This window comes from Enterococcus viikkiensis, from assembly GCF_005405345.1.
Taxonomy (GTDB): domain Bacteria; phylum Bacillota; class Bacilli; order Lactobacillales; family Enterococcaceae; genus Enterococcus_A; species Enterococcus_A viikkiensis.
Genome location: NZ_BJDW01000013.1, coordinates 1 through 20,520, shown reverse-complemented (window position 1 = coordinate 20,520; position 20,520 = coordinate 1). Strand labels below are relative to the sequence as shown.

The following is a 20,520-nucleotide window of genomic DNA, read 5'->3' as shown; positions in this document are numbered from 1 at the left end:
CCGTCACCTATCTATGAAGAAACTTTGAAAAATACTCTTTTTCTGGAAATTCCGTCAATACAATTAGTGAACAAATAAGACATCTAACGCCTTGATAGTAGTGAAATCAATTTATTATTGTCTATTTTTTTCTTCCATTCCTGTCAATAGCTGCCAAAAAAGCGAAATAAAAAAGACAAAGAGCTTTTCAACTCTTCGTCTTGCTATCTATTTATTTAATTTACCCCTAACTTAGACACCCTGGTTCAGCTTGCGATAACGGATATACGCGTACGTCATCAAGCCTATGCCTACAATTAAAAAGGCGATGATCCCGGTTCCGCCAGTTGATGGCAAGAAGCCGCCTTTAGTAACGTTGGCAATTTTTAATTGGGCTGCATCATCAGTATAAGAATCCTTTGAGATCGTAAAATCAAAATCATCTTCCAATTTGCTATAGCCATTCGGAGCGTTGATCTCGCGCAGGGAATAATCGCCATAGGCTAGTCCCGTTACTTCGAACGTTCCATCATCCTCAGAAGTAAAGATCTTCGCGTCGGTGTAATCATCCCCCACCACTTTTACCCAAGTCCGTGTATTGGCTTCAACTTTCAAGAAATATTCCTCTGAGCCTTCTGTTTTGATAACGACGAATCCAGCACCGGCTAACCCTTGATCCGGCTCTTTGGAATCTACCTTGATGAATTTTCTTCCGCCAGTAGTAACTACCGGAGGGTCAACGACTGTTTGGACCTCATCTTCTTGACTGTTATCATGGTTCAAATCAACGGTAAAGCTATTTTCCACTGATTCATCAACTGGTGTGTCATCCGTCAAAGAGACCACATAGTAGATGGCTAATTTTTGGCCAGCATAGTCTTTCAAGTAATCGGCCGTTGCCCGTGATATTTGATAGTTTGGATCATCCTTTTTATTCGTCGCATTATTCAAGTTCATCTCGATCTCAAATCCAGCGAATTGATCTTTGTCGTAATTTGAGTCGGTATTTTTTAAAGTAATCGTTCCATGTTTTTGGAACTCCGTCAGATCAATCTCCTGATCGTCTGCGGTGATTTTGCTGATACCTTCAAATTTGACACCCGTTTTGTCCACTGCATCGGTGAAATTCAATTTGCTATACCGTGTCTGCTTGCTGCCATCTTCTCCGATCAGTTCATCTCCAATTTGACTCGGAATGGTGAAGGTCGCTCGATAATAGATTTTCTTTCCCACTTCATAATCGTATCTGCCTTCTGTTGGGGTTGTGATTGGTTTGCCATTCTCGTCAACAATCTCTTTATCAATATCATCAGGCTTCACTTTATTTTTAGGATAAAGATGGATGTCTCTGATCGGGGTTCCGTCTTCTTTTAACGCAGGTAAAATCAAAATTAACGGATAAGCACCAGCCGTCACACCCTCTTTTTCCGCTTCATCAAATAAATAGACCTTATAAATTCCACCAGCATCGCGCTCTTCTAGGTCCATAAACGTCGCAAGTCCCTCCGTATCCGTGGTTTGAGTCCCCTTGGACACAGCATCCTTGGCATCTACTAATTTGAATTCCTGTTTGACCTTCTTTACGGCCGCATCGTAGGCCTCATCTGAATAATTTCCTGGTAGTTTAGCTAGCTCAATATCCAGTTTTTTATAGAAATCTGTCGTAATATCCCATGCTGTAAATTCTACACCCGGTAAGCCTTTATAGTGATCAAACTCGGACATTTCTTCCCCGGTATTTTGAATTTCTTTTGTTGGAAATTCATCCATTTTCTTTTTGTGTAAGGTGACATCGACTGTCGCACCCGCTGCCGAAGCACTTTCGGAAATTCCAAGCACGCCAAGCATTATTGGCAATACGCAAAGTAACGCCGTCAATGCCTTAATTAATTTACCCCTCGTTTTCATAATTCTTCCCCCTATTTTCCCTTTTTATTTAGTTTGAAACCAATGAAACCAACCATCATTAATAGCAGACCGATAATTGTATAATCACGAATGAGATCACTTGTTGCCGGAAAAGCCGTTCCCTTAAGAACAGGAGAAACCTCCGAATTTTTTTGTAGGTTGGGCTTCTCCCCTTTATTGGAAGATTCCTGTGACGGTATTCGCGTATCAACTTGATATTTTCCATAAATCAATAATCGCTCCGCCTCTTCTTGCGTCTCTGGATGTTTTTGCGGTAAATAGAGAATGATTGGCAGCAAATGATGGGCCCCAGTCTCTCCGCTGGCTAAAACCAAATACGCCGCATCTTTGCCTTTCTGAAAGCGAGGAAGCTCGAAGGAAAGATTCCCGCTGCCATCCACGATTAGCACCTCGGTATTGACCTTCCTTAGCTGCTCTTGTTTAACAAAAGTCACCATTTTTTCCTTCGTAGCATAGGTATTTAACAAATATTCCTTCGCCTTCTTAGCCTCCTCAGGGTGTTGTGTCCGCCAATCTGTCAGATCATAGACTTCAAACATCAGCTGATCCGTCCCCTCGACTTTTCCATTTTCTCCCCATGTATGTAGCCAAACCTCGACTTGCTTCTCCGCCGCGGATGCCTTAGTTCCGGAAAAACTAACCACTAGAAGCAGACTTACAATAAAAAAAAGCTGCTTTCTCATTTTTTAGACCTCCTTACACTAAAAATCATCTCATTCTTAGTCAAAAGTATTCGTAATAGACAGAATAAAGAAGTGTATCCTGCCATTCGACTAAGCCTTCCAAAATACTCTGAACCAAAAATAACGTCACCTTAAATGAATGACTAAACAAATATGATTTTCTAACAAACCACTCCCTTTATTTTTAATTGATACTAGTTATTGTCACCATCATCTTAACTGATATTATTTTTCTGCGTTTTTCTCACGGAATCCTCTTTTAGCGTTATTATATTTCCCTTTAAAAGCGTTATTTTGAGCTTATATTCTATATATAAAGTTATTTTACTCATTTACTTTATTTTCTTTTCAAATAATAAAAAATTATTCGTTTGTATTTAAAAAAACCTTTTGGGTATTCACACGTTCATCAATAGACTCAAGCATGCTTCCTCAGTAATAAAAAAAACCCTCAGCTAAGCTGGGGGTAATTCATTCCAGTTTCAATTTAGTTCCTCAACCAGCCAGATCACTAATTAACTGCTGTAGTTGAACAATATTTTGGTTGGTCAAGAAGGGATCAATAATTACGGTGGGGTAATCGTATGGAACTTCCTCAACACTGCTTGAAGTAATCAAGGCATCGTATTTTTCCAAATTATATTGGTCAATATGAGCATCCCGCGATCGCTCCTCCACAAAATTAACTTCAAAGTTTCCATAAATTCGTTCTTCAATCTGTTCTGCTAAAAAAATTTCTTCCGTCGGTGACAATTCCGACAGCAATAAAAGCTTCAATGGTTTGTCATTGCTAGCCAATAAATTCAAGCTTTGCGGCACCATTGTGATTAAAAGATAGGCGTAATTCCAAACAAAATCATTCTCTTGATAGATGCGATACCGCTTCACAAAAAGCTCCGCAATCTGCAAGACCTTCTTAACCGCTTGGTAGTGAGTCTCCATCATTTTTTCAAGAAAAATACTCCGTTGGCGATACAAGATATCAATGAAACGCCCCTTCGGTGAGTACATTCGCTGATCGTTAACTAAGACAATCGTTAATTCATGTTTCTCATCTTCACTTAACGAACGACCGATTAAGCGATTGAATTCTTCTACTAACTCATAATGCTTCTGATAAAGATCCCGATAAGTACGACTTTGTTTCATCGCCGATTTCCATTGATCCTCACTAAAGACCAACATATCTGCATAAGATAACCACAAACAATCCTTAACTTGTTCTTTTGTTAGGCGTACCCGAAAAACTTCTAATGCCATCCGTTCAAAAGAATCCACCGTTTCTTTGTCTGGCATACTTAATGGACTAATCAATTCATTTTGCGGATAAAAACGCCCATTTTTAATTCGCCATAGACTGATAAAAATATTGTAACTCACACGCTTCCTGAAAATATGGCGATTTTCCAAATGATTGACTTGAATGAATTGATTCACTAAGTCGGAGATTGCTCTTATCTGGTATTCCTTTAGCTCATCAAATAGCGTCTCTAAGCTGTCGGACTTTTCAATAAAGTAGCGATAGTAAAAATGACGTACCACGCTTTCCTTTCCCTCAATCCGTAATGGGCGGTAATCTAACTTGATTCCAACTTTCTTTAAGGCATTTTCGATTTTCTTTAAATAGCGCTGCGTATTAGATGCGCTCAAATAAAGCTTTTCTGCCAAATCACTGATGCTAGAACATTTTTCATAAAGTAGTTCTTCAATGATTTGAAACTCAGGCGCTTGCTGAAGAACCTCAGCATATAAACGATTGATGCTAACATGCGGTTTGACTTGAATTTGGTAAAGCCCTTTAAATTTCTCAATATGGAAGGCATCCTGCTCATCGTTGATCAGCTTGACGTCCTTCAATAAGATCGGCAATGAACACTCCAGCTCTTCTAATAGTTGATCGCTTGGTAGCCCAACCTGACTAGCATAAAGTAGCTCAACAAAACGTAACCGCCGCAAACTGCTCGTCCCCAAAACCTCTCTAAAATCCATTTTATCATCCCCTTTTTTGACTCCTTCTGTTAAACGATACGAAAATTTTTATACCAATAAACAAAAACTCCCTTGATAAAATTCCCAACAAACTACCTGTACGCAATCGTTTGCCTCTCAAAAAACGCTTACTACAGGAAAGCTGTTCTGTAGTCTATTCTTTATAACGGGCGATTCAAAAAAATCCTCAACCAAAAGAAAAATACAGCTGCTGAATTATTCCAGTCGTGTCCTTCACTTCTTAAATATTTTTGTTTCATTAAGCTAAATGGTTTTTATTCATGTATTATTAAATCGCATTTCCATTTTTATGGTTTTTTATTAAAGTGTATGCTGTTCAAAAAACTATGAATAAAAGCTAATAAAAATAAAAGCTAATAATAAGTTTAAGAAAACTTTAACTCTTTATTTTTACTATTTTTCTTATATATATATGATATCGAAACTGATTTTTATTTTTATTTTTGTAATTCCCTTATATAAGGTTATTTAAGTCCACATAAAAATATTAATATCAAGGCATTCAAGGCTTGTATAAAGTTATTCAATTCGTTTTTTTTATAGCGTGTAAACATTATTAATATCCATTTTGAGAAAACGGAATAAATCATTTGGTTTTTACAAATAAAAAAAAGCCAAAAGTTTTCACTCTTCGCTCTTTTCAAATTCTCATATTATTTTTTGGCTTGTTCTTTTTAATTATTCGGCTGTCTTTTATTTACGTATTGATAAACAAGACTCAACATCATCCCTAGAAACATCATAACACTAGCGGCTATGAAAAATTTACCCACTCCGCCTTCGCCAGTATGTGGCAGAGTTCCTGTTCGCATTTTGTGATTCGTAACCATCAGTTCAATGGTATTGCCATTTTCGCTGATCCCACCGGAGTCAGTAACGTGAGCATGAGGTGAAACCTCAACTTGACCACTAACAGTGATCCGAAATTGGATCGGCTCTTGGAGTCTTTCATAACCTTCTGGATTCTTTACCTCAGTCAAAGTATATACACCCGGACGCAGAGCGGCAAAGTCAAATATCGGTCCATCCTTTTTAGTTACATCATATTCAGAACCTATTAAGCGGAAAGCCGCGCCTGAAAGCTGCTTACCGTCTGGTCCCACTTTTTCAACTCTCAGTGTAAAATCCTTTAACTTATTTAATGCATAAAAATCCTCGCTGCTGTCATTTATTTTAAAGACGAGCGCATCTAACGCATCATTCTCTCTGACACTGATCTCAAAATCTGTTATCGGCAAATACCCCATTGGAACGTAGGTCTCTTCCACAAGGTAATCACCAATGGAGAAATCATTAATGACAACCTTGCCAAATTTATCCGGCGTAAGATCCTTTGCCAAAATCGTACCATCCTTGCGTTTCACTTGGAATTTCGGCAGATCATCGGAAAAGACAGTCTGACCATCCTCTTTGAATTTCCAGAAGGAGTGGTCTCCTCGCAGCAACGTATTGGTAATTTCGATGCCGTTTTTAGTAAGTGTCTCAGAAGTAATGTCTGTTTGATTAATTTTCGGCGCTTTGTAGCCAGCCGTCCGGTTTGGTTCAATCACGCGATAATGGTTATCCGGTCCACCTTCAACTGCTGAAAATTTTTCAGTCCAATCATTCGCTTCATTCAATACTTTTTTTTCAAGTGTCTGCCATTTGCCATTCGTCTGTTTTTGCAAGACTACAGTAAGGTCGCTCGGCCGTAGTTTCCAATAATCTTCTATTTCAGCGAAAGTATCTTCCCAGATTTTTTTGACTGGGATGACGAAATCTGCTTTTGACCATCTTACTGAAGGAATACCGAACTCAAGTAGATCCGTTGTTCGCTCAGGGGTCGGTGTCAAGGTTGTAGTTTTGTTCGCTGGATACCACTGACCTGAAACAAATGATTTATCCGTCGTTTTTAATCGAACCGTATATTCTACTTCGATTTCTTGGTTATCCGTCAAATTGATATTGTTTACTCCAATTTCACGCTGATTGTTCGCCACTGAAATAGTGGGTTGATGCTTCTCTGAAATGGCCGGAGCACCGTTTTCAAGTACTCGAACCGTGGGTGGCAAGTCCTTGACTAACTCAACCATATCCCCTAAAGGATCGGTTATTTTCCCTTTTTCTACGGCCAAAGTAATTGTCTCATACCAAACTTGCATCTCAGTAGCTAGCTCGTCTACATTATCAGCATGATAGAAAAAATAGTTGCTATTTTCATCAGAGGAACCATTGACCTTTTTGCTAGACATCTTGGCTAACCCTCTTGTTAACTCAGCTTTGGTATGGTCGCTATAATTTCCTGATACCATCGGCTTGATATCTAAAGCCAATGTATGAATCTCTACTCCTTTATTTTTTAAATCATATGCAGTCGAATTAGCCGGTGTTAGATGACTGTTTAAATAATAGCTCGTTCCAGGAATTTGCCAGGGACCGATAAAATTAGTTTTTGATCCACTCGCACGAATGCTATCACCTTTTTTAAAATTGTTATCCGCATCAGTAGCATTCCAATTTTTTACATAGACATTATCGATATAGATATTACTAGACTTCTTGGCTTCTGCCGGATTGGTTGGCAAATAGCTTAAATTCGGCGACCCATCGGTTAAAATAAATAAAAATTTTTCTCGTTCGCCACTCTCTGCTGAGTCAAACATGTTATCCGCTTCCATCAAAGCTCGCTGCGTGAAAGTTTCTCCTTCTGGAGGGAGCGAATCATAATCTGATGTAATTTGATCCCAAACAGAGGTATCACTAGTTAATTGTTTGGTTACCTTATTCTCAGGCCATTGACCACCATCATAGAAATTCTTCTTTTGATAACTACTGAAAATATGCGCGCCAATCCGAATAGTGTTGCCTACTTGCTTTTCCTTTAGTTCTGCAATCAAACTTTCGATTGCGTCGGATGCACTTTTCTTTTTACTTTTTCCAGTATTATTGACTGAATGAGACATCGATCCTGAATTATCTAATAATAAAAGAATATCGATTCCCGGCTTCTGCCGGCGACTTCCCCGCACGTTCAACTTAATCTTGAATTCATCTGTTTTTGAAGTTTGTTGGACATATTTTCTTAATTGGATATTCGGATTGGCAGATTCATCCCCATAGTTTATATAGGAATTCTGATAAGTATCTCTTTCTACGTCCCAGCTCGTTTGATTGTCCCAACCAGCTTGTGTTTCAAATCCACCTTGATGATTGATAACATTAGTCTGACCTTCCGGCTGCCAAGCAGCTGTCGGATACGTTCCTGTCGCGTCAGTTGTATATTGTGTTTCTTTGTTCTCATACAGTGAATGATAAATTGAACTTTCTTTTGTAGTCTTCGCACGTGGGACAGATTCATCTAACTGAAGCAGTTGCTTAGGACCGACAACTTCTTTTGACTCAGCGGTAACGGAAGCGTTCGATTCTTCGGTAGAGGCTATACTAGTTTCTGCCGCATCTTCCAAATTCGCTGTAAGGAGATAGGGCTGTTCATTTTTTAAAATAGTTTTCTGAATCCTTGCTTCAGTATCCAAGGAGTTTTGCTGATCGACCTGTAAAAATAGCCGCAGCTGTTTAACTGATTGAGGCAACTCAAATAAAAGCTGAGTTTGCAGCCCATCAGAATACTCTTTTTCAATTAACCAACTATCCTGCTCGATCATTTTTTTACTTATAGGATAGGCAATCGGTTCGTTTTTTTCATCTACTATTTTTAACTTCAATCGTTGCGTCATACGCTTGTCTTCGCTTTGTCGGTCGATTTTTATTTCCCAGCGATTGAACTCTTTTTTAGATTCACAAGTATAGGATAAAGTTAAAAATTGTTCATTGATAATTTCTTTTTCTAACGTTGTTGCTTGCGCGCTCATTGTTGGCAGAGCTAATTCTGTGAAGAATGAAAAAACGAATATTAAAAACAACAACAAACTATTTTTACGCATTGCATGGGCCTCCTTACTATTCAATTCGACTTAGTGGTGTAATAAATGATTAAAGAAACTGAAAAATAATAAAAAGCTACTTTATCTGAGTAATTTCTTGAATCATCTATGAATAATAACAGCATAGCAGATATTATTTTCTATTCATTTTCAGTTAAAATGAATGTCTAAGTTATTGAATTTTGAATAATTCCCGATGTTAAAAGACGAACTCAAGCAAAAGCGTTATTCATTCTCATATTTCTTTTTGACTGTTAAACAAAATAGTATTCTTTTTTAAAGACAATTTTAAACGCATTGAAAACATAGAAAAGAAGCCCCACCTGTTAAAACGAACTAAACTAAAAAAAGCCGAGACTGGAATGCTCCAAGTCTCGACAGTTACATTAATTACTTAAATCTTCACCATTCGTAGCGATTACTTTCTTATACCAATCGAATGATTTTTTCTTACTGCGTTTCAAAGTTCCATTGCCTTGATTATCTCGGTCCACATAAATGAAGCCATACCGTTTTTTCATTTCGCCTGTTCCGGCAGACACAAGGTCGATACATCCCCAGGTGGTATAACCTAATAGATCCACACCATCCTGATCAACTGCATCTCTCATGGCTTCCACGTGCTTGGATAAGTAGTCGATACGGTAATCATCTTCGACATAGCCGTTTTCATCCGGTGTATCCACTGCACCTAAGCCGTTTTCCACGATGAACAATGGTTTTTGATAACGATCATATAAATCGTTCATCGTGATCCGTAAGCCTAGAGGATCGATTTGCCAGCCCCATTCACTTGCTTCCAAGTATGGATTTTTGACAGAGGCAAAGATATTGCCGGCTGTTTGCTCCAACAATTCTGGATCAGTCGTTGCTACACGTGAAGAGTAGTAAGAGAAGGAGATGAAGTCAACCGTGTGAGCTTTTAATAACTCTTTATCGCCTTCTTCCATTTTCACTTCGATCCCTTTACGCGCCATTTCTTTCAACGCATATGCCGGATATTCCCCACGTGATTGTACATCGATGAAGAAATAATTTTCTCGTTCTTCTTGACGCCCAGCCCAAACATCTTCCGGTTTTGGTGTGTATGGATAGTAAGAGCCCGCTGCTAACATACAGCCAACTTGATTTTCTGGATCTACTTCATGAGCGATCTTTGTTGCAATTGCAGAAGCAACTAATTCATGATGGGCCGCTTGATATTTAACTTGCTCGACATTGTCGCCTTCTTCAAAGTACAAACCAGCACCCATGAATGGTGCGTGTAAAATCATATTGATCTCGTTGAAGGTTAACCAATATTTGACCAACCCTTTGTAACGATTGAAGATCACGTTACATAGATTTTCGTAAAAGCCGACTAATTCACGGCTGCGCCATGCGCCATATTTTTCTACTAAGTGCATTGGGCAGTCAAAGTGAGTGATCGTCACTAGTGGTTCGATGCCATATTTTTTACATTCTTTGAAAATGTCTTCGTAGAATTTCAAGCCTTCTTCATTCGGCTCTGTTTCATCACCCTGTGGGAAAATCCGGCTCCAACCTAATGATAAGCGATAGGTTTTAAAGCCCATTTCCGCGAATAACTTGATATCTTCCTTCCAATGATGATACATATCGATTGCTTCTTTAGCAGGATAGAAATGCTCATCGTCGAAATCAAACATTTTTTTCTTCCCGGTAATCACTGGAAACCGATCTTCGCCGATTGGCACTACATCCACGTTAGCTAGGCCGCGTCCACCTTCGTTATAGCCGCCTTCACATTGATTGGCAGCCGTTGCGCCACCCCATAAAAAATCTTTTCTAAAGCCCATCTATTCTTTCCCTGCTTTCTATACTTTTACTAAGTCTAATTCACGTGCCACTTCATCTTGAACTTCGATGCCTTCTTTTTCTAAGCGTTCAATGGTTTCTTTGAAGTTTGGCAAGAATTCTTTATGAGCGATAAATAATTCATCCATGATCCGTTGCGCTGTTTTGCCTGAACGAACCAATGGGTTAATGGTGAATGCTTGCAAAGCAGTATCGTAGTCACCCGTCACAGCTGCTTCAATCGTCAATAATTCCATTGCTTTCATAACTTGCAACCAGCCGCGTTCCGCTACCGGCAATTCGCCAAAGGCTACATTACGGGCCCCTTGTCCGCCGATGTAGGCAGAAACTTCTACGACGCAGTCTGCTGGAAGATCTGGAACAGCACCGTCATTTTTCGTTGAAACAACTAATTGTGTATTTTTGTTGGCATAAATGGAAGCAATCGATTCACAGGCTGCATCAGAATAATACGCACCACCACGTTTACTTAATTGTTCTGGCTTGTAATCCAAGTTTGGATCTTTGTACAGTTCAAACAATTCCGTTTCCGTTTGTTTGACTTGCTGCGCACGTGTACCAACTGTTTTGTATTCTTCTAACGCATGACTCAGTGTTTCTTCTTCTTGATAGTAATAATGGTGGTAGCCGCAAGGAATCATCTGCATTTGTTCTAAAATTTCTCTTGGGAACGGAATATCATGAATGTTCTTAGGCATTCCCGTTTCATCGCCTTCGTACATTTTTTTGATAATGTCTAGTGTGACATTTTTCCCATGAGCGTCAGTTACTTTATGCCAGTGGAAATGATTCAAGCCGGCAAATTTATAAATCAGCTCCTCTGGTTGTGTGCCTAATAATTCAGGTTCGATCATTTGTGCCATAACTGGGACATTACATAAACCGATGACTTTGTCCCATTTACCATAACGAACGACAGCCTCAGTCACCATACCGCTTGGGTTGGCGAAGTTAATCAACCAAGCATCTGGACATAACCGCTTCATGTCTTCTACGATGTCTAAAATAATCGGCACCGTCCGGAAAGCTTTGAACATGCCCCCAGCACCATTAGTTTCTTGTCCTAACATGCCATAGTAAGCTGGAATACGCTCGTCTTTGATCCGTGCTTCTAATAAGCCAACTCGGAATTGAGTTGTAACGAAATCTGCATCTTTCAACGCTTCTTCACGGTCTAAAGTAATATGGACTTTCACGTCATAAGGAGAAGCATCCCACATACGTTGAGCCATCGCACCGACGATTTCAACTTTTTCACGTCCTGCCTCAATATCTACTAACCAGATTTCGCGAACTGGCAATTCATCGTAACGTTTAATAAAGCCTTCCATTAATTCGGGGGTGTAGCTGCTACCTCCGCCAATTGTGGCGATTTTTACTCCTGCTGTCATTCGATCGACTCCTTCTGATTTTATTTACAATTTAATTATCTAATTCGTAAACCGCTTTTTCAATTCAATCACCAGTTATTCCATTGATATTTACAAACAAAAGGAAGAAAACGCTTAATTTTGTAAATATCGATGGATTATTTACGCATTTCTTTCTAATAGCTCACAAAACTGTTTACAAATCATTTATAATAAATGTAAACATTCTTAAAAATGGTGGTGCCACTATGCTTTTAACTGAAAAAATGAAACAAACAGATTTTTCTAATGCCGAAACAGCCCTAGTCGGCTATATTTTAGACAAAGGGACCACGATCGAATCCATGACCATCAAAGAAATCGCAGAAGCCAATTACGTGCATCCTTCAACGCTGATTCGAGTCGCAAAAAAACTAGGTTACAACGGCTGGCTTGAACTGCGAAACGAATTCTTAGCCGAACAAACCTACTTGCAAACCTATTTTGAAGATGTTGATGCTAATTTCCCTTTTCAAAACAATGACGGCTTAATGACGATCGCCAATAAAATCGCTTCTTTGGAACGAACAACGATCGACGACACTTTGAGTCTGCTAAATCATGACGATCTGCAAAAAGCGAAACAGCTGCTGCTAAACGCGAAACAAATCAAGATATTCGGCAGCAACGCCAATTTATTGATCTCCCAAGACTTTGCTTTGAAGATGCGGCGCATCCAGAAAAACGTTGTGACGAACCAAACGATGGGAGAAGATGCTTATGAAGCCTTCAATAGTCAAGAAGATACGTGTGCTATTTTGATTTCTTATACGGGCGAGAATAATCATATTTTACAAATCGCGAAGATTTTACAAAAACAAACTATTCCAATCATTGCCTTGACCAGTATTGGCGATAATACACTGGCTTCCCTTAGTCAGGCCGTCCTACGAATGACGACTCGCGAACGACTTTATACAAAGATTGCCAATTTTACTATCAATTCATCCATCTGCTATTTGCTAGATGTTCTTTACAGCTGTGTTTTCGCTGAAGATTATCAAAAAAATCTGAATCATCTGATCACGATCAGCGAATTAGTTGATAAGCGAAAAACCAGCTCTGCTATTATGGCTGAATCTCCTGAGTCGATGATTCAAATAACAGAATCGTTTTTACCAAATTAAAGTTCGGGACCTTTGTCTAGGTCCCGAACTTTTTAAGGAAAAGAATATTATACAAGAACCGTTAATAACTCATCATCCTTGCAGACATCTGCTTTTTGATCTGCTTCAATAATGTCAAGATAATCCGCAGTGTTGGTTATGATGACTGGTGTTTCTACACTGTATCCAGCTGCTTCGATTGCGGAGATATCAAACGTAACTAATTTATCCCCACGTTTAACCTTAGCACCTTGTTCTACAAATGACTCAAAATATTTTCCGTCCAATTGAACGGTATCTAGCCCAATGTGAATCAATACTTCTAACCCATTATCTGAAACTAAACCAATTGCATGTTTCGTTGGAAACATCGTCATAACTGTACCGTCAAATGGTGCTACTACTTCACCTTTGGTCGGGTGGATGACAACACCTTTACCTAGAACACCTTGTGCAAAAGCTTGGTCTTTCGCTGTTGATAATGGCATCATTGTTCCTTGAACAGGAGCCGTAACGATTTCTTTACGGACTTCCATTGCTGTTTGTCCTTCTTCTACTTCCACCACTTCATCATCTCTCCAGAAGAAGAATGTTAAACCAAAACCGATGACTGCTGCGATTACAATAGCAATGATTGAGTAGATAGCACCAGAGGTATCCGCAGTTTGCTGATTGATGAAGTTTGGAATTCCGAAGATTCCTAAGCCGCCCATTACGTAAGAACGAGTATTCATAGCAATTAAGAATGCGCCCGCTACAGCACCCCCGATCATTGAGAAAATGAATGGTTTTTTCTTAGGAAGAGACAGACCATAGATCGCTGGCTCCGTTACTCCGCAAATCCCAGAAATAACAGCAGGGACCACTAATGCTTTTTCTTTCGGATTCTTTAAGCGGAAGTACATTGCTGCCACTGCCGCTGTTTGAGCGAAGCTAGCACCGAATGTCCCGACCAATGCTGTTGAATAACCCATCGTACCTAACTGCAAGATAGCGATTGGAATAATACTCCAATGCAGACCAAAGATAACCAATACTTGCCAGAAGAACCCAACGATTAAACCAAATAAAATTGGAGAGAAATTCAACAAATTATCAAACCCAGTTGCTAACATATTTGTCAAGATCGTAATAACTGGGCCGATCACTAGGAAACCAATCGGTAACGCAATTAGCAATAAGAAAAAAGGAATAAAGAAGTTTTGAATCATTTCTGGAACAATTTTACGTAATGGCTTCTGTAATTTGCTAGCCAGCCAGACGATCAAGATTGATGGAATAACGCTACTCGTGTAGTTGTTGGCTACAAAAGGAAGTCCCATGAAGGTCATATAAACCGGGCTTTCAAACATCCCACCAGCAAATAAAGTATACAGCGGTTTGACACCTTCCACTGCGGTCAGCGCAGATAATTGAATGGCTGGATAACACAAGGCACCACCAATGACTAAACCGACATACTGGTTAACACCGAATTTTTTAGCAGCGGCGATCGCTACTGCTATCGGTAAGAACATGAAGATCGCATCTCCGATAGCATTCAGTACTACGTAGGTGCCGTGCTCAGGTGTCAACACACCCGCTGCCACTAATAAAGCATTCATCCCTTTGATCATCCCGCCGGCACTCAATGCACCTAGAAATGGCTGGAAAATTCCACTGATTACATCGATGAAGCGATTGAAAATATTCCCTGAAGCCTCTTCCGGTGCGCCACCTTCACCACTAATTCCAGCAATGTCTACCACATCGTCATACACTTGACCCACGTGATTGCCAATAACAACTTGGTATTGTCCAGCGCTGTGCATGACCGTCACGACACCATCCATGTTTTTCAACACGTCATCATTGGCTTTACTTTCATCCTTCAATTTAAAACGTAAACGCGTAATACAATGTGTTAGGCTATTAATATTTTCTTTTCCGCCGACATTTGCAACGATCTTCTCTGCTAATTCATAATACTTTCCCATGTTTGTCTTCCTCCTATTTTTGGCAGCGCATTCATTTTTTCGTGACTAATCAACGCTGAGATTATTCAGCGCTAAACAGTTCTCACGAGGTTGTTGGCTTTTACTGACTAACTTTTTGAACCAAGCGTGCAATATGAATCGTTAAATATAATTTTTCATCATTTGACATCGTGTAATGATAGGTTTGCTGGATAAACTCGGCGATTCGCTCGACGCATTGATAAGCATTTTGATATTTTTTTTGGATAATCAACAGCAGTTCATCATCTGTCTCGTCAGTAACTTGCCGTTGATTCATAATTCGAGAAGCGAAGAAACGCAGATGCGTCGTAAAACGATAGAAATATACAGAGTCTTCATCAAGTTGAACTTTAAAATAATAGCTGGTTATTTGGATGATCTCCTGCATCATCTCTGTCATCATAAAAGCGTCGTCATTATCGTTTTCCGTTTGCGCATTTACTAGATGCAACGCAATGTTGCCGGCCTCATCTTCGCCAAGATCGATACCGAATTTAAGTTTGATTTTCTCTACTGCATTTACTCCAACGGAAAATTCATCTGGAAAAAATCGTTTAATGTCCCATAATAATAAATTGCGAACACGAACGCCTTCCTTCACCTGTTGAATCGATGCGTATAAATGATCAGTAATAGAAATGTAGAGTGAGTCGTTTAATGGATTCTTGAGAGCTACTTTGGCTTCATCAATAATGTCGTTGGCAATCTCCACATAGCTAATTGGCATATCTTCTAACAACTCTTGAAATTTATGCAGCAAATCACTATTGGCAAGATGATAGGTCTTATCGATCGCCTCTTCTGCTATCTCATCCCCGACTTTTTTCTGAAAGGCTAGACCACGCCCCATCACAACGACTTCGTTATTTTTTTGATTCGTTGTGATAACCACATTGTTGTTTAAAATCTTTCGAATTTGCATTCAACGCTCCTCCGTTCTGCGACATTCGCTACTTGAAATCTTTTCCATGGACTTCGTTCACTTAAAATAATAGATACGTTCGTGACTGTTGTCAAACCCAAGTTTGTTCTTTTTTATAAAGTCACCTCCTGTTTTAGGGCAACAAAAAAACCCAATGAAGGTACGACAAATAACTCGTACACGTCATCAGGTTTAGCTTGTAATAAAACAATCACTATCCATCATTTGGTCTATTTAATTCAAAATAATCTTAACAAATTAAGAAAACGCTGTCAATGAGTTTTACAAAAATAGTTATCAAAAATTTTTTTTATGTAAATCGTGATTGTCTCCAGAGGATATCTTTTATTAGCTTAGACATACTATAGAATTTATCATGGAAGAATTTACTTGAAATAACTTTTTTACTATAAAAATTCGTATTAATACGCGACCAGCGAAAAGACGAAAGATTATTGTTGGCAGTTTATCATTTACAAAGCTTAACTAGCGCTTAAAACACAGAGCCGCTAGTCACTATGAAACATCTAATTAATGCCGGCTAAACACTAAAAAGAGATTATTCAACTCGTTTTTTCATGAATTTTCATTTTATTTTAATTAAAAATCACGAACAAATTAATTGAATTAATTACTATAATCCTTTAGGGTAAAACTAAACAAGCCGAAAGGAAGGAATATCAATGACCAAGAAAATTGCTGTACTTGTTACTGATTTAGTTGAGGATGTTGAATTGTCCTCTCCCAAAGAAGCCTTAGAAAAAGATGGAAACGAAGTAACTTTGATCAGCTTCGAAGCCAATCAAGAGATTACCGGTAAAAAGGGTACAAAATTTATTAGTGATACAAGCATTGATGAGGTGAAGCCAGAGGATTTCGATGCTTTATTGATCCCAGGTGGCTTTTCTCCTGATCAATTACGTGCTGATCCCCGCTTTGTTTCATTTGTCAGTTATTTCTTAGATAAAGATCAACCACTCTTTGCCATTTGCCATGGTCCGCAACTGTTTATCCAGACAGGTTTAACCAAAGGCCGGACAATGACCGCTTACACAACAGTGCGGCCAGATATTGGCTACGCTGGTGCAATCGTGAAAGACGAAGCGGTTGTAGTGGATAACAAATTAGTTACTAGTCGGACACCTGACGATTTGCCTGCTTTTAATGAAAAAATTGTCGCAGTACTCCATGCCTAATCAACTTCAATTGATAGATACAGAAAGAGACCGATTCATTATTGATCGGTCTCTTTCTCTTCTATGTCTAAACTATAAATGAAAATCGATTCTCATTCATCTACTGGGAGAACTAGCCTAAAATGAACGATAGCCCCCTCATGCTTGAGGGGGCTATCTAACTAATCAATATTTGTTATTCTAAAGTTGAGGGTGTTGACTATTACTAAAAATTAACTATTTCTCGTTTAAACGATGTATTCCCAAATCCTTCTAATACATCCTTGTAACCCTTTAGTTACGCCAGTTTGATTAAATTTCATCAAAATGAGTTAAAGTGTCGCATAAAAATATCTTTCGTGTTCTCTCACTATAACATATTTTCAGACTTTACGCTAAAGGACTTGGTTACTTCTTAAAAATTTGAAAAGACAACATCGTTGATCCCAAAATAATTTAAACCATATAAGAATAGCACGAGACCATTTATAATAAGCGAGACTACGATAATCCCATATCGAATCGTCAAATAAGAATACCCTTCTGGTCGAAAGCCAGAATATTTTTTCCCGTGGTAGCCAACCAAAATAACCAACAAAACGAGTGTCATGATGAATTGAAAAATCAGACCAAGTAAATACACACCTGGCCCACCATTATTTAATTGAAAAAAATACCCGCCTAATGTCAATGCATCGATTAAAATCGCAATTAGCGGCATCCGCTTCACTCCTTAGTTTACTTTTTATTAAGCAGTATAGCGAATTAACAAAGAAAAAGCTCTCGAAGTGTTTTAACTTCGAGAGCTTGAGCATTATCCTACGATCGCACCGTTTGGCATATCCGCTGGTGCTTCCACAACTTTTAGTGTTCCGTCTGGCGCTTCCGCTGAAAGGATCATTCCTTGACTGATTTCTCCCCGCATTTTCCGCGGTTTCAAGTTCGCCACGATAATCAATTTCTTTCCGACTAAACTTTCTGGATCAGCATAAAATTCCGCAATTCCCGAAAGGATTTGACGATCTTGTTTGTCACCGGCGTCTAAACGGAATTGCAAGAGTTTATCGGCACCTTCAACTTTTTTGCATTCCATGACTTCCGCAACTTTCAATTCAACCTTATCGAAGACATCAAATTTGATTTCTTTATCCTTTACTGAAACCAATTCCGTTTCTTCTGGATTCCATTTGATTTTTTCTTCCTCTGGTTGGCTGCCTTCAGACATTTTTGCCTGAATATAAGTAACCTCTTCTTCCATGTCCAAACGTGGGAAGATTGGCTTGCCTTTCGGTGTCACTTTCGTACCTTCTGGGAATTCACCAAAATGAATTTTTTCTAAGTTCATTCTTTCGACATTTAAGCCTAACTGTTCAAAAATTCGTTTTGGCGTTTGAGTCATGATTGGTTGTAACAGAATGGCTACGATTCGTAAGCTTTCTGCTAAGTGGACCATTACGCTGTTAAGCTCTGCTTGGCGTTCTTCGTCCTTCGCTAAGACCCACGGTTCCGTTTCGTCGATATATTTATTCGCCCGTGAGACTAACGTCCAAACTTCCGCCAAGGCGTTATTGAATTCCATTTTGTCCATTGATTCACGGTAACGACTAACTACATTGGCCGCCGTCGTTGACAGTTCGCCATCAAAATCTGTAACTAGTGATTTATAAGCTGGTACAACGCCGTCACAATATTTATTGATCATCGCAATCGTCCGGTTCAATAAGTTGCCTAAATCATTGGCTAAGTCATAATTCACTCGAGAAACAAAATCTTCTGGTGTGAACACACCATCTGAACCAAAGGGGATCGCCCGCAATAAATAATAACGCAACGCATCCAATCCATAACGTTCGACTAACATCTCAGGATAAACGACATTACCTTTGGATTTAGACATCTTGCCGTCTTTCATCATCAACCAGCCGTGTCCGTAAATTTTTTCTGGTAATGGTAATTCTAATGCCATCAACATGATTGGCCAGTAGATTGTATGGAAACGGACGATTTCTTTCCCAACCATTTGTACATTTGCCGGCCAATATTTTTGGAACAAGCTGTCGTCATCTGAACCATAGCCTAATGCTGTAATATAGTTTGATAACGCGTCGATCCACACATAAACAACGTGTTCTGGATTCGCATTCACTGGGATACCCCATTTGAAGGTCGTCCGTGAAACCGCTAAGTCCTCTAAGCCCGGTTTGATAAAGTTGTTGATCATTTCATTCTTGCGAGATTCTGGTTGAATAAATTCTGGATGCTCATCATAATAAGCCAACAAACGATCCGCGTATTTACTCATGCGGAAGAAATAAGATTCTTCACGAACCAATTCAACTTCGTGACCACTCGGTGCTTTCCCGCCGATCACATTGCCCTCTTCATCACGATATACTTCATCTAATTGCGTTTCAGTAAAATATTCTTCATCTGAAACTGAATACCAGCCTTCATATTCACCTAAGTAAATATCCCCTTGTTCCAATAATTGATCAAAGATTTTTTTGACTGAAGCTTGATGATAGTCGTCGGTCGTCCGAATAAATTTGTCATAGCTGATGTCCAACGTTTTCCATAATTTCTTGATGTCCGCTGCCATCTTGTCTACATATTCCTGGGGTTCGACGCCAAGTTCATCGGCTTTCTTTTCAATTTTTTGTCCGTGTTCGTCCACACCTGTTAGATAAAACACGTCAAAGCCCATCAAGCGTTTGTAGCGAGCAATCGCGTCACAGGCAATCGTTGTATAAGAATTCCCAATGTGCAGTTTGCCACTTGGATAATAGATTGGCGTAGTAATATAAAATGTTTCTTTCTCTGCCATGAGGCTCCTCCTTTAAAAATAGATTCCTACGTAGTATACCACAAAAGTAGTGGGCTTTTAAGAATTGGAACGTGTAAACTAAGGAATTACTTTTGGAAGAGAATGCCTTTCAAACTTCATAGGATCAATTACTGATTTGTAGCATTTCTTTGGGATCAACTCCACTCATCGCAACACCCTCGCTATTTTCGGGAAAGCGGATTGTTTGGACCCCAGATCAATATGGCCCGTTAATGAGCACCCTTTATCACTGGCAATGAACGCTTGATTCATCTGCCCATTTGAATAGCCACAATAAGACAAGAACATGCCAACTATTATAAATAAACAGCGAGCCAAAACGACTCGCTGCTCTCATTTACTTCCGTAATATCTTCTCCATTTTTTTCCCTTTAGCCAACTCATCGACTAATTTATCAAGATAGCGAATTTTCTGCATCAAAGGATCTTCGATGTCCTCCACTCGATAGCCACAGATCATTCCCTTAATCAGGGTGACTTTTTCATTCATCCGCGGGGCCTCTGCAAAAAAGGTTGTCATATCGACTTCCTGTTGAATTTGTTTTTGTAGCGACGTTTCATCATACCCCGTTAGCCAATAAATAATTTCATCAACCTCGGCTTTTGTCCGATTCTTTCGCTCTGCTTTTTTAATACGCCGATTGTAAAATTAAGCTAGACAACTAAAAAAGCCATTTGTGCTACACTCAAAATAGTTCTGACCAAAGAA

The 20,520-nt window shown here is 39.2% G+C and carries 13 protein-coding genes; 2 read left to right on the top strand and 11 right to left on the bottom strand.

Annotation, left to right across the window (positions count from 1 at the left end; all coding sequences use genetic code 11):
• Positions 1-231: 231 nt before the first annotated feature.
• From FFM67_RS08110 to FFM67_RS08085, 6 genes are all read right to left on the bottom strand, one after another.
• Positions 232-1,887: a SpaH/EbpB family LPXTG-anchored major pilin gene (locus tag FFM67_RS08110; RefSeq protein WP_137614072.1), complete on the bottom strand. Its 1,656-nt coding sequence runs from the start codon at positions 1,885-1,887 to the stop codon at positions 232-234.
• 11 nt (positions 1,888-1,898) lie between these two features.
• Positions 1,899-2,591: a pilin N-terminal domain-containing protein gene (locus tag FFM67_RS08105; RefSeq protein ID WP_137614071.1), complete on the bottom strand. Its 693-nt coding sequence runs from the start codon at positions 2,589-2,591 to the stop codon at positions 1,899-1,901.
• Between the two features lie 495 nt (positions 2,592-3,086).
• The gene (locus FFM67_RS08100; RefSeq protein ID WP_137614070.1) at positions 3,087-4,580 is read right to left on the bottom strand and encodes an AcpB/EbpR/MafR family transcriptional regulator; all 1,494 of its coding nucleotides are present in this window, start codon (positions 4,578-4,580) and stop codon (positions 3,087-3,089) included.
• A 695-nt stretch (positions 4,581-5,275) separates the two neighbouring features.
• A complete protein-coding gene (locus FFM67_RS08095) occupies positions 5,276-8,521 on the bottom strand; it encodes a SpaA isopeptide-forming pilin-related protein (RefSeq protein ID WP_137614069.1) in 3,246 nt (1,081 codons plus the stop codon).
• 386 nt (positions 8,522-8,907) lie between these two features.
• Complete coding sequence (locus tag FFM67_RS08090) at positions 8,908-10,338, bottom strand: 6-phospho-beta-glucosidase (RefSeq protein WP_137614068.1); 1,431 nt, start codon at positions 10,336-10,338, stop codon at positions 8,908-8,910.
• Positions 10,339-10,356: 18 nt separating this feature from the next.
• Positions 10,357-11,748, bottom strand: a complete 1,392-nt coding sequence (locus FFM67_RS08085) for a 6-phospho-beta-glucosidase (protein ID WP_137614067.1) — start codon at positions 11,746-11,748, stop codon at positions 10,357-10,359.
• Between the two features lie 227 nt (positions 11,749-11,975).
• Here FFM67_RS08085 and FFM67_RS08080 point away from each other — a divergent pair, with 227 nt between their 5' ends.
• Positions 11,976-12,893 carry a MurR/RpiR family transcriptional regulator gene (locus FFM67_RS08080; RefSeq protein WP_137614066.1) on the top strand — a complete coding sequence of 306 codons (918 nt, stop codon included), beginning with the start codon at positions 11,976-11,978 and terminating at the stop codon, positions 12,891-12,893.
• Between the two features lie 47 nt (positions 12,894-12,940).
• Here FFM67_RS08080 and FFM67_RS08075 read toward each other — a convergent pair whose 3' ends face one another.
• Positions 12,941-14,848: a beta-glucoside-specific PTS transporter subunit IIABC gene (locus tag FFM67_RS08075; RefSeq protein WP_137614065.1), complete on the bottom strand. Its 1,908-nt coding sequence runs from the start codon at positions 14,846-14,848 to the stop codon at positions 12,941-12,943.
• A gap of 100 nt (positions 14,849-14,948) precedes the next feature.
• Positions 14,949-15,791 carry a BglG family transcription antiterminator LicT gene (gene licT, locus FFM67_RS08070; protein ID WP_137614064.1) on the bottom strand — a complete coding sequence of 281 codons (843 nt, stop codon included), beginning with the start codon at positions 15,789-15,791 and terminating at the stop codon, positions 14,949-14,951.
• Positions 15,792-16,474: 683 nt separating this feature from the next.
• Between licT and FFM67_RS08065 the strand changes: the two genes are divergently transcribed.
• Positions 16,475-16,987 (top strand): type 1 glutamine amidotransferase domain-containing protein, encoded by a 513-nt coding sequence (locus FFM67_RS08065; protein ID WP_137614063.1) that lies wholly within the window; start codon positions 16,475-16,477, stop codon positions 16,985-16,987.
• A 394-nt stretch (positions 16,988-17,381) separates the two neighbouring features.
• Here the strand turns inward: FFM67_RS08065 and FFM67_RS08060 are convergent, their stop codons facing one another.
• The 3 genes from FFM67_RS08060 to FFM67_RS08050 form a co-directional block, all read right to left on the bottom strand.
• A complete protein-coding gene (locus tag FFM67_RS08060) occupies positions 17,382-17,687 on the bottom strand; it encodes a hypothetical protein (protein ID WP_137614062.1) in 306 nt (101 codons plus the stop codon).
• 93 nt (positions 17,688-17,780) lie between these two features.
• Positions 17,781-19,790, bottom strand: coding sequence for a methionine--tRNA ligase (gene metG / locus FFM67_RS08055; RefSeq protein ID WP_137614061.1), 2,010 nt, complete (start codon positions 19,788-19,790; stop codon positions 17,781-17,783).
• A gap of 358 nt (positions 19,791-20,148) precedes the next feature.
• The gene (locus tag FFM67_RS08050; RefSeq protein ID WP_137614060.1) at positions 20,149-20,445 is read right to left on the bottom strand and encodes a DUF2200 domain-containing protein; all 297 of its coding nucleotides are present in this window, start codon (positions 20,443-20,445) and stop codon (positions 20,149-20,151) included.
• Between the last annotated feature and the right edge of the window lie 75 nt (positions 20,446-20,520).

Coding starts and splice junctions, on each gene's coding strand:
- FFM67_RS08090 (WP_137614068.1), bottom strand. CDS start 10,338: ATGGGCTTTAGAAAAGATTTTTTATGGGGTGGCGCAACGGCTGCCAAT.
- FFM67_RS08110 (WP_137614072.1), bottom strand. CDS start 1,887: ATGAAAACGAGGGGTAAATTAATTAAGGCATTGACGGCGTTACTTTGC.
- FFM67_RS08060 (WP_137614062.1), bottom strand. CDS start 17,687: ATGCCGCTAATTGCGATTTTAATCGATGCATTGACATTAGGCGGGTAT.
- FFM67_RS08065 (WP_137614063.1), top strand. CDS start 16,475: ATGACCAAGAAAATTGCTGTACTTGTTACTGATTTAGTTGAGGATGTT.
- FFM67_RS08080 (WP_137614066.1), top strand. CDS start 11,976: ATGCTTTTAACTGAAAAAATGAAACAAACAGATTTTTCTAATGCCGAA.
- FFM67_RS08075 (WP_137614065.1), bottom strand. CDS start 14,848: ATGGGAAAGTATTATGAATTAGCAGAGAAGATCGTTGCAAATGTCGGC.
- FFM67_RS08100 (WP_137614070.1), bottom strand. CDS start 4,580: ATGGATTTTAGAGAGGTTTTGGGGACGAGCAGTTTGCGGCGGTTACGT.
- FFM67_RS08095 (WP_137614069.1), bottom strand. CDS start 8,521: ATGCGTAAAAATAGTTTGTTGTTGTTTTTAATATTCGTTTTTTCATTC.
- licT (WP_137614064.1), bottom strand. CDS start 15,791: ATGCAAATTCGAAAGATTTTAAACAACAATGTGGTTATCACAACGAAT.
- FFM67_RS08105 (WP_137614071.1), bottom strand. CDS start 2,591: ATGAGAAAGCAGCTTTTTTTTATTGTAAGTCTGCTTCTAGTGGTTAGT.
- FFM67_RS08085 (WP_137614067.1), bottom strand. CDS start 11,748: ATGACAGCAGGAGTAAAAATCGCCACAATTGGCGGAGGTAGCAGCTAC.
- metG (WP_137614061.1), bottom strand. CDS start 19,790: ATGGCAGAGAAAGAAACATTTTATATTACTACGCCAATCTATTATCCA.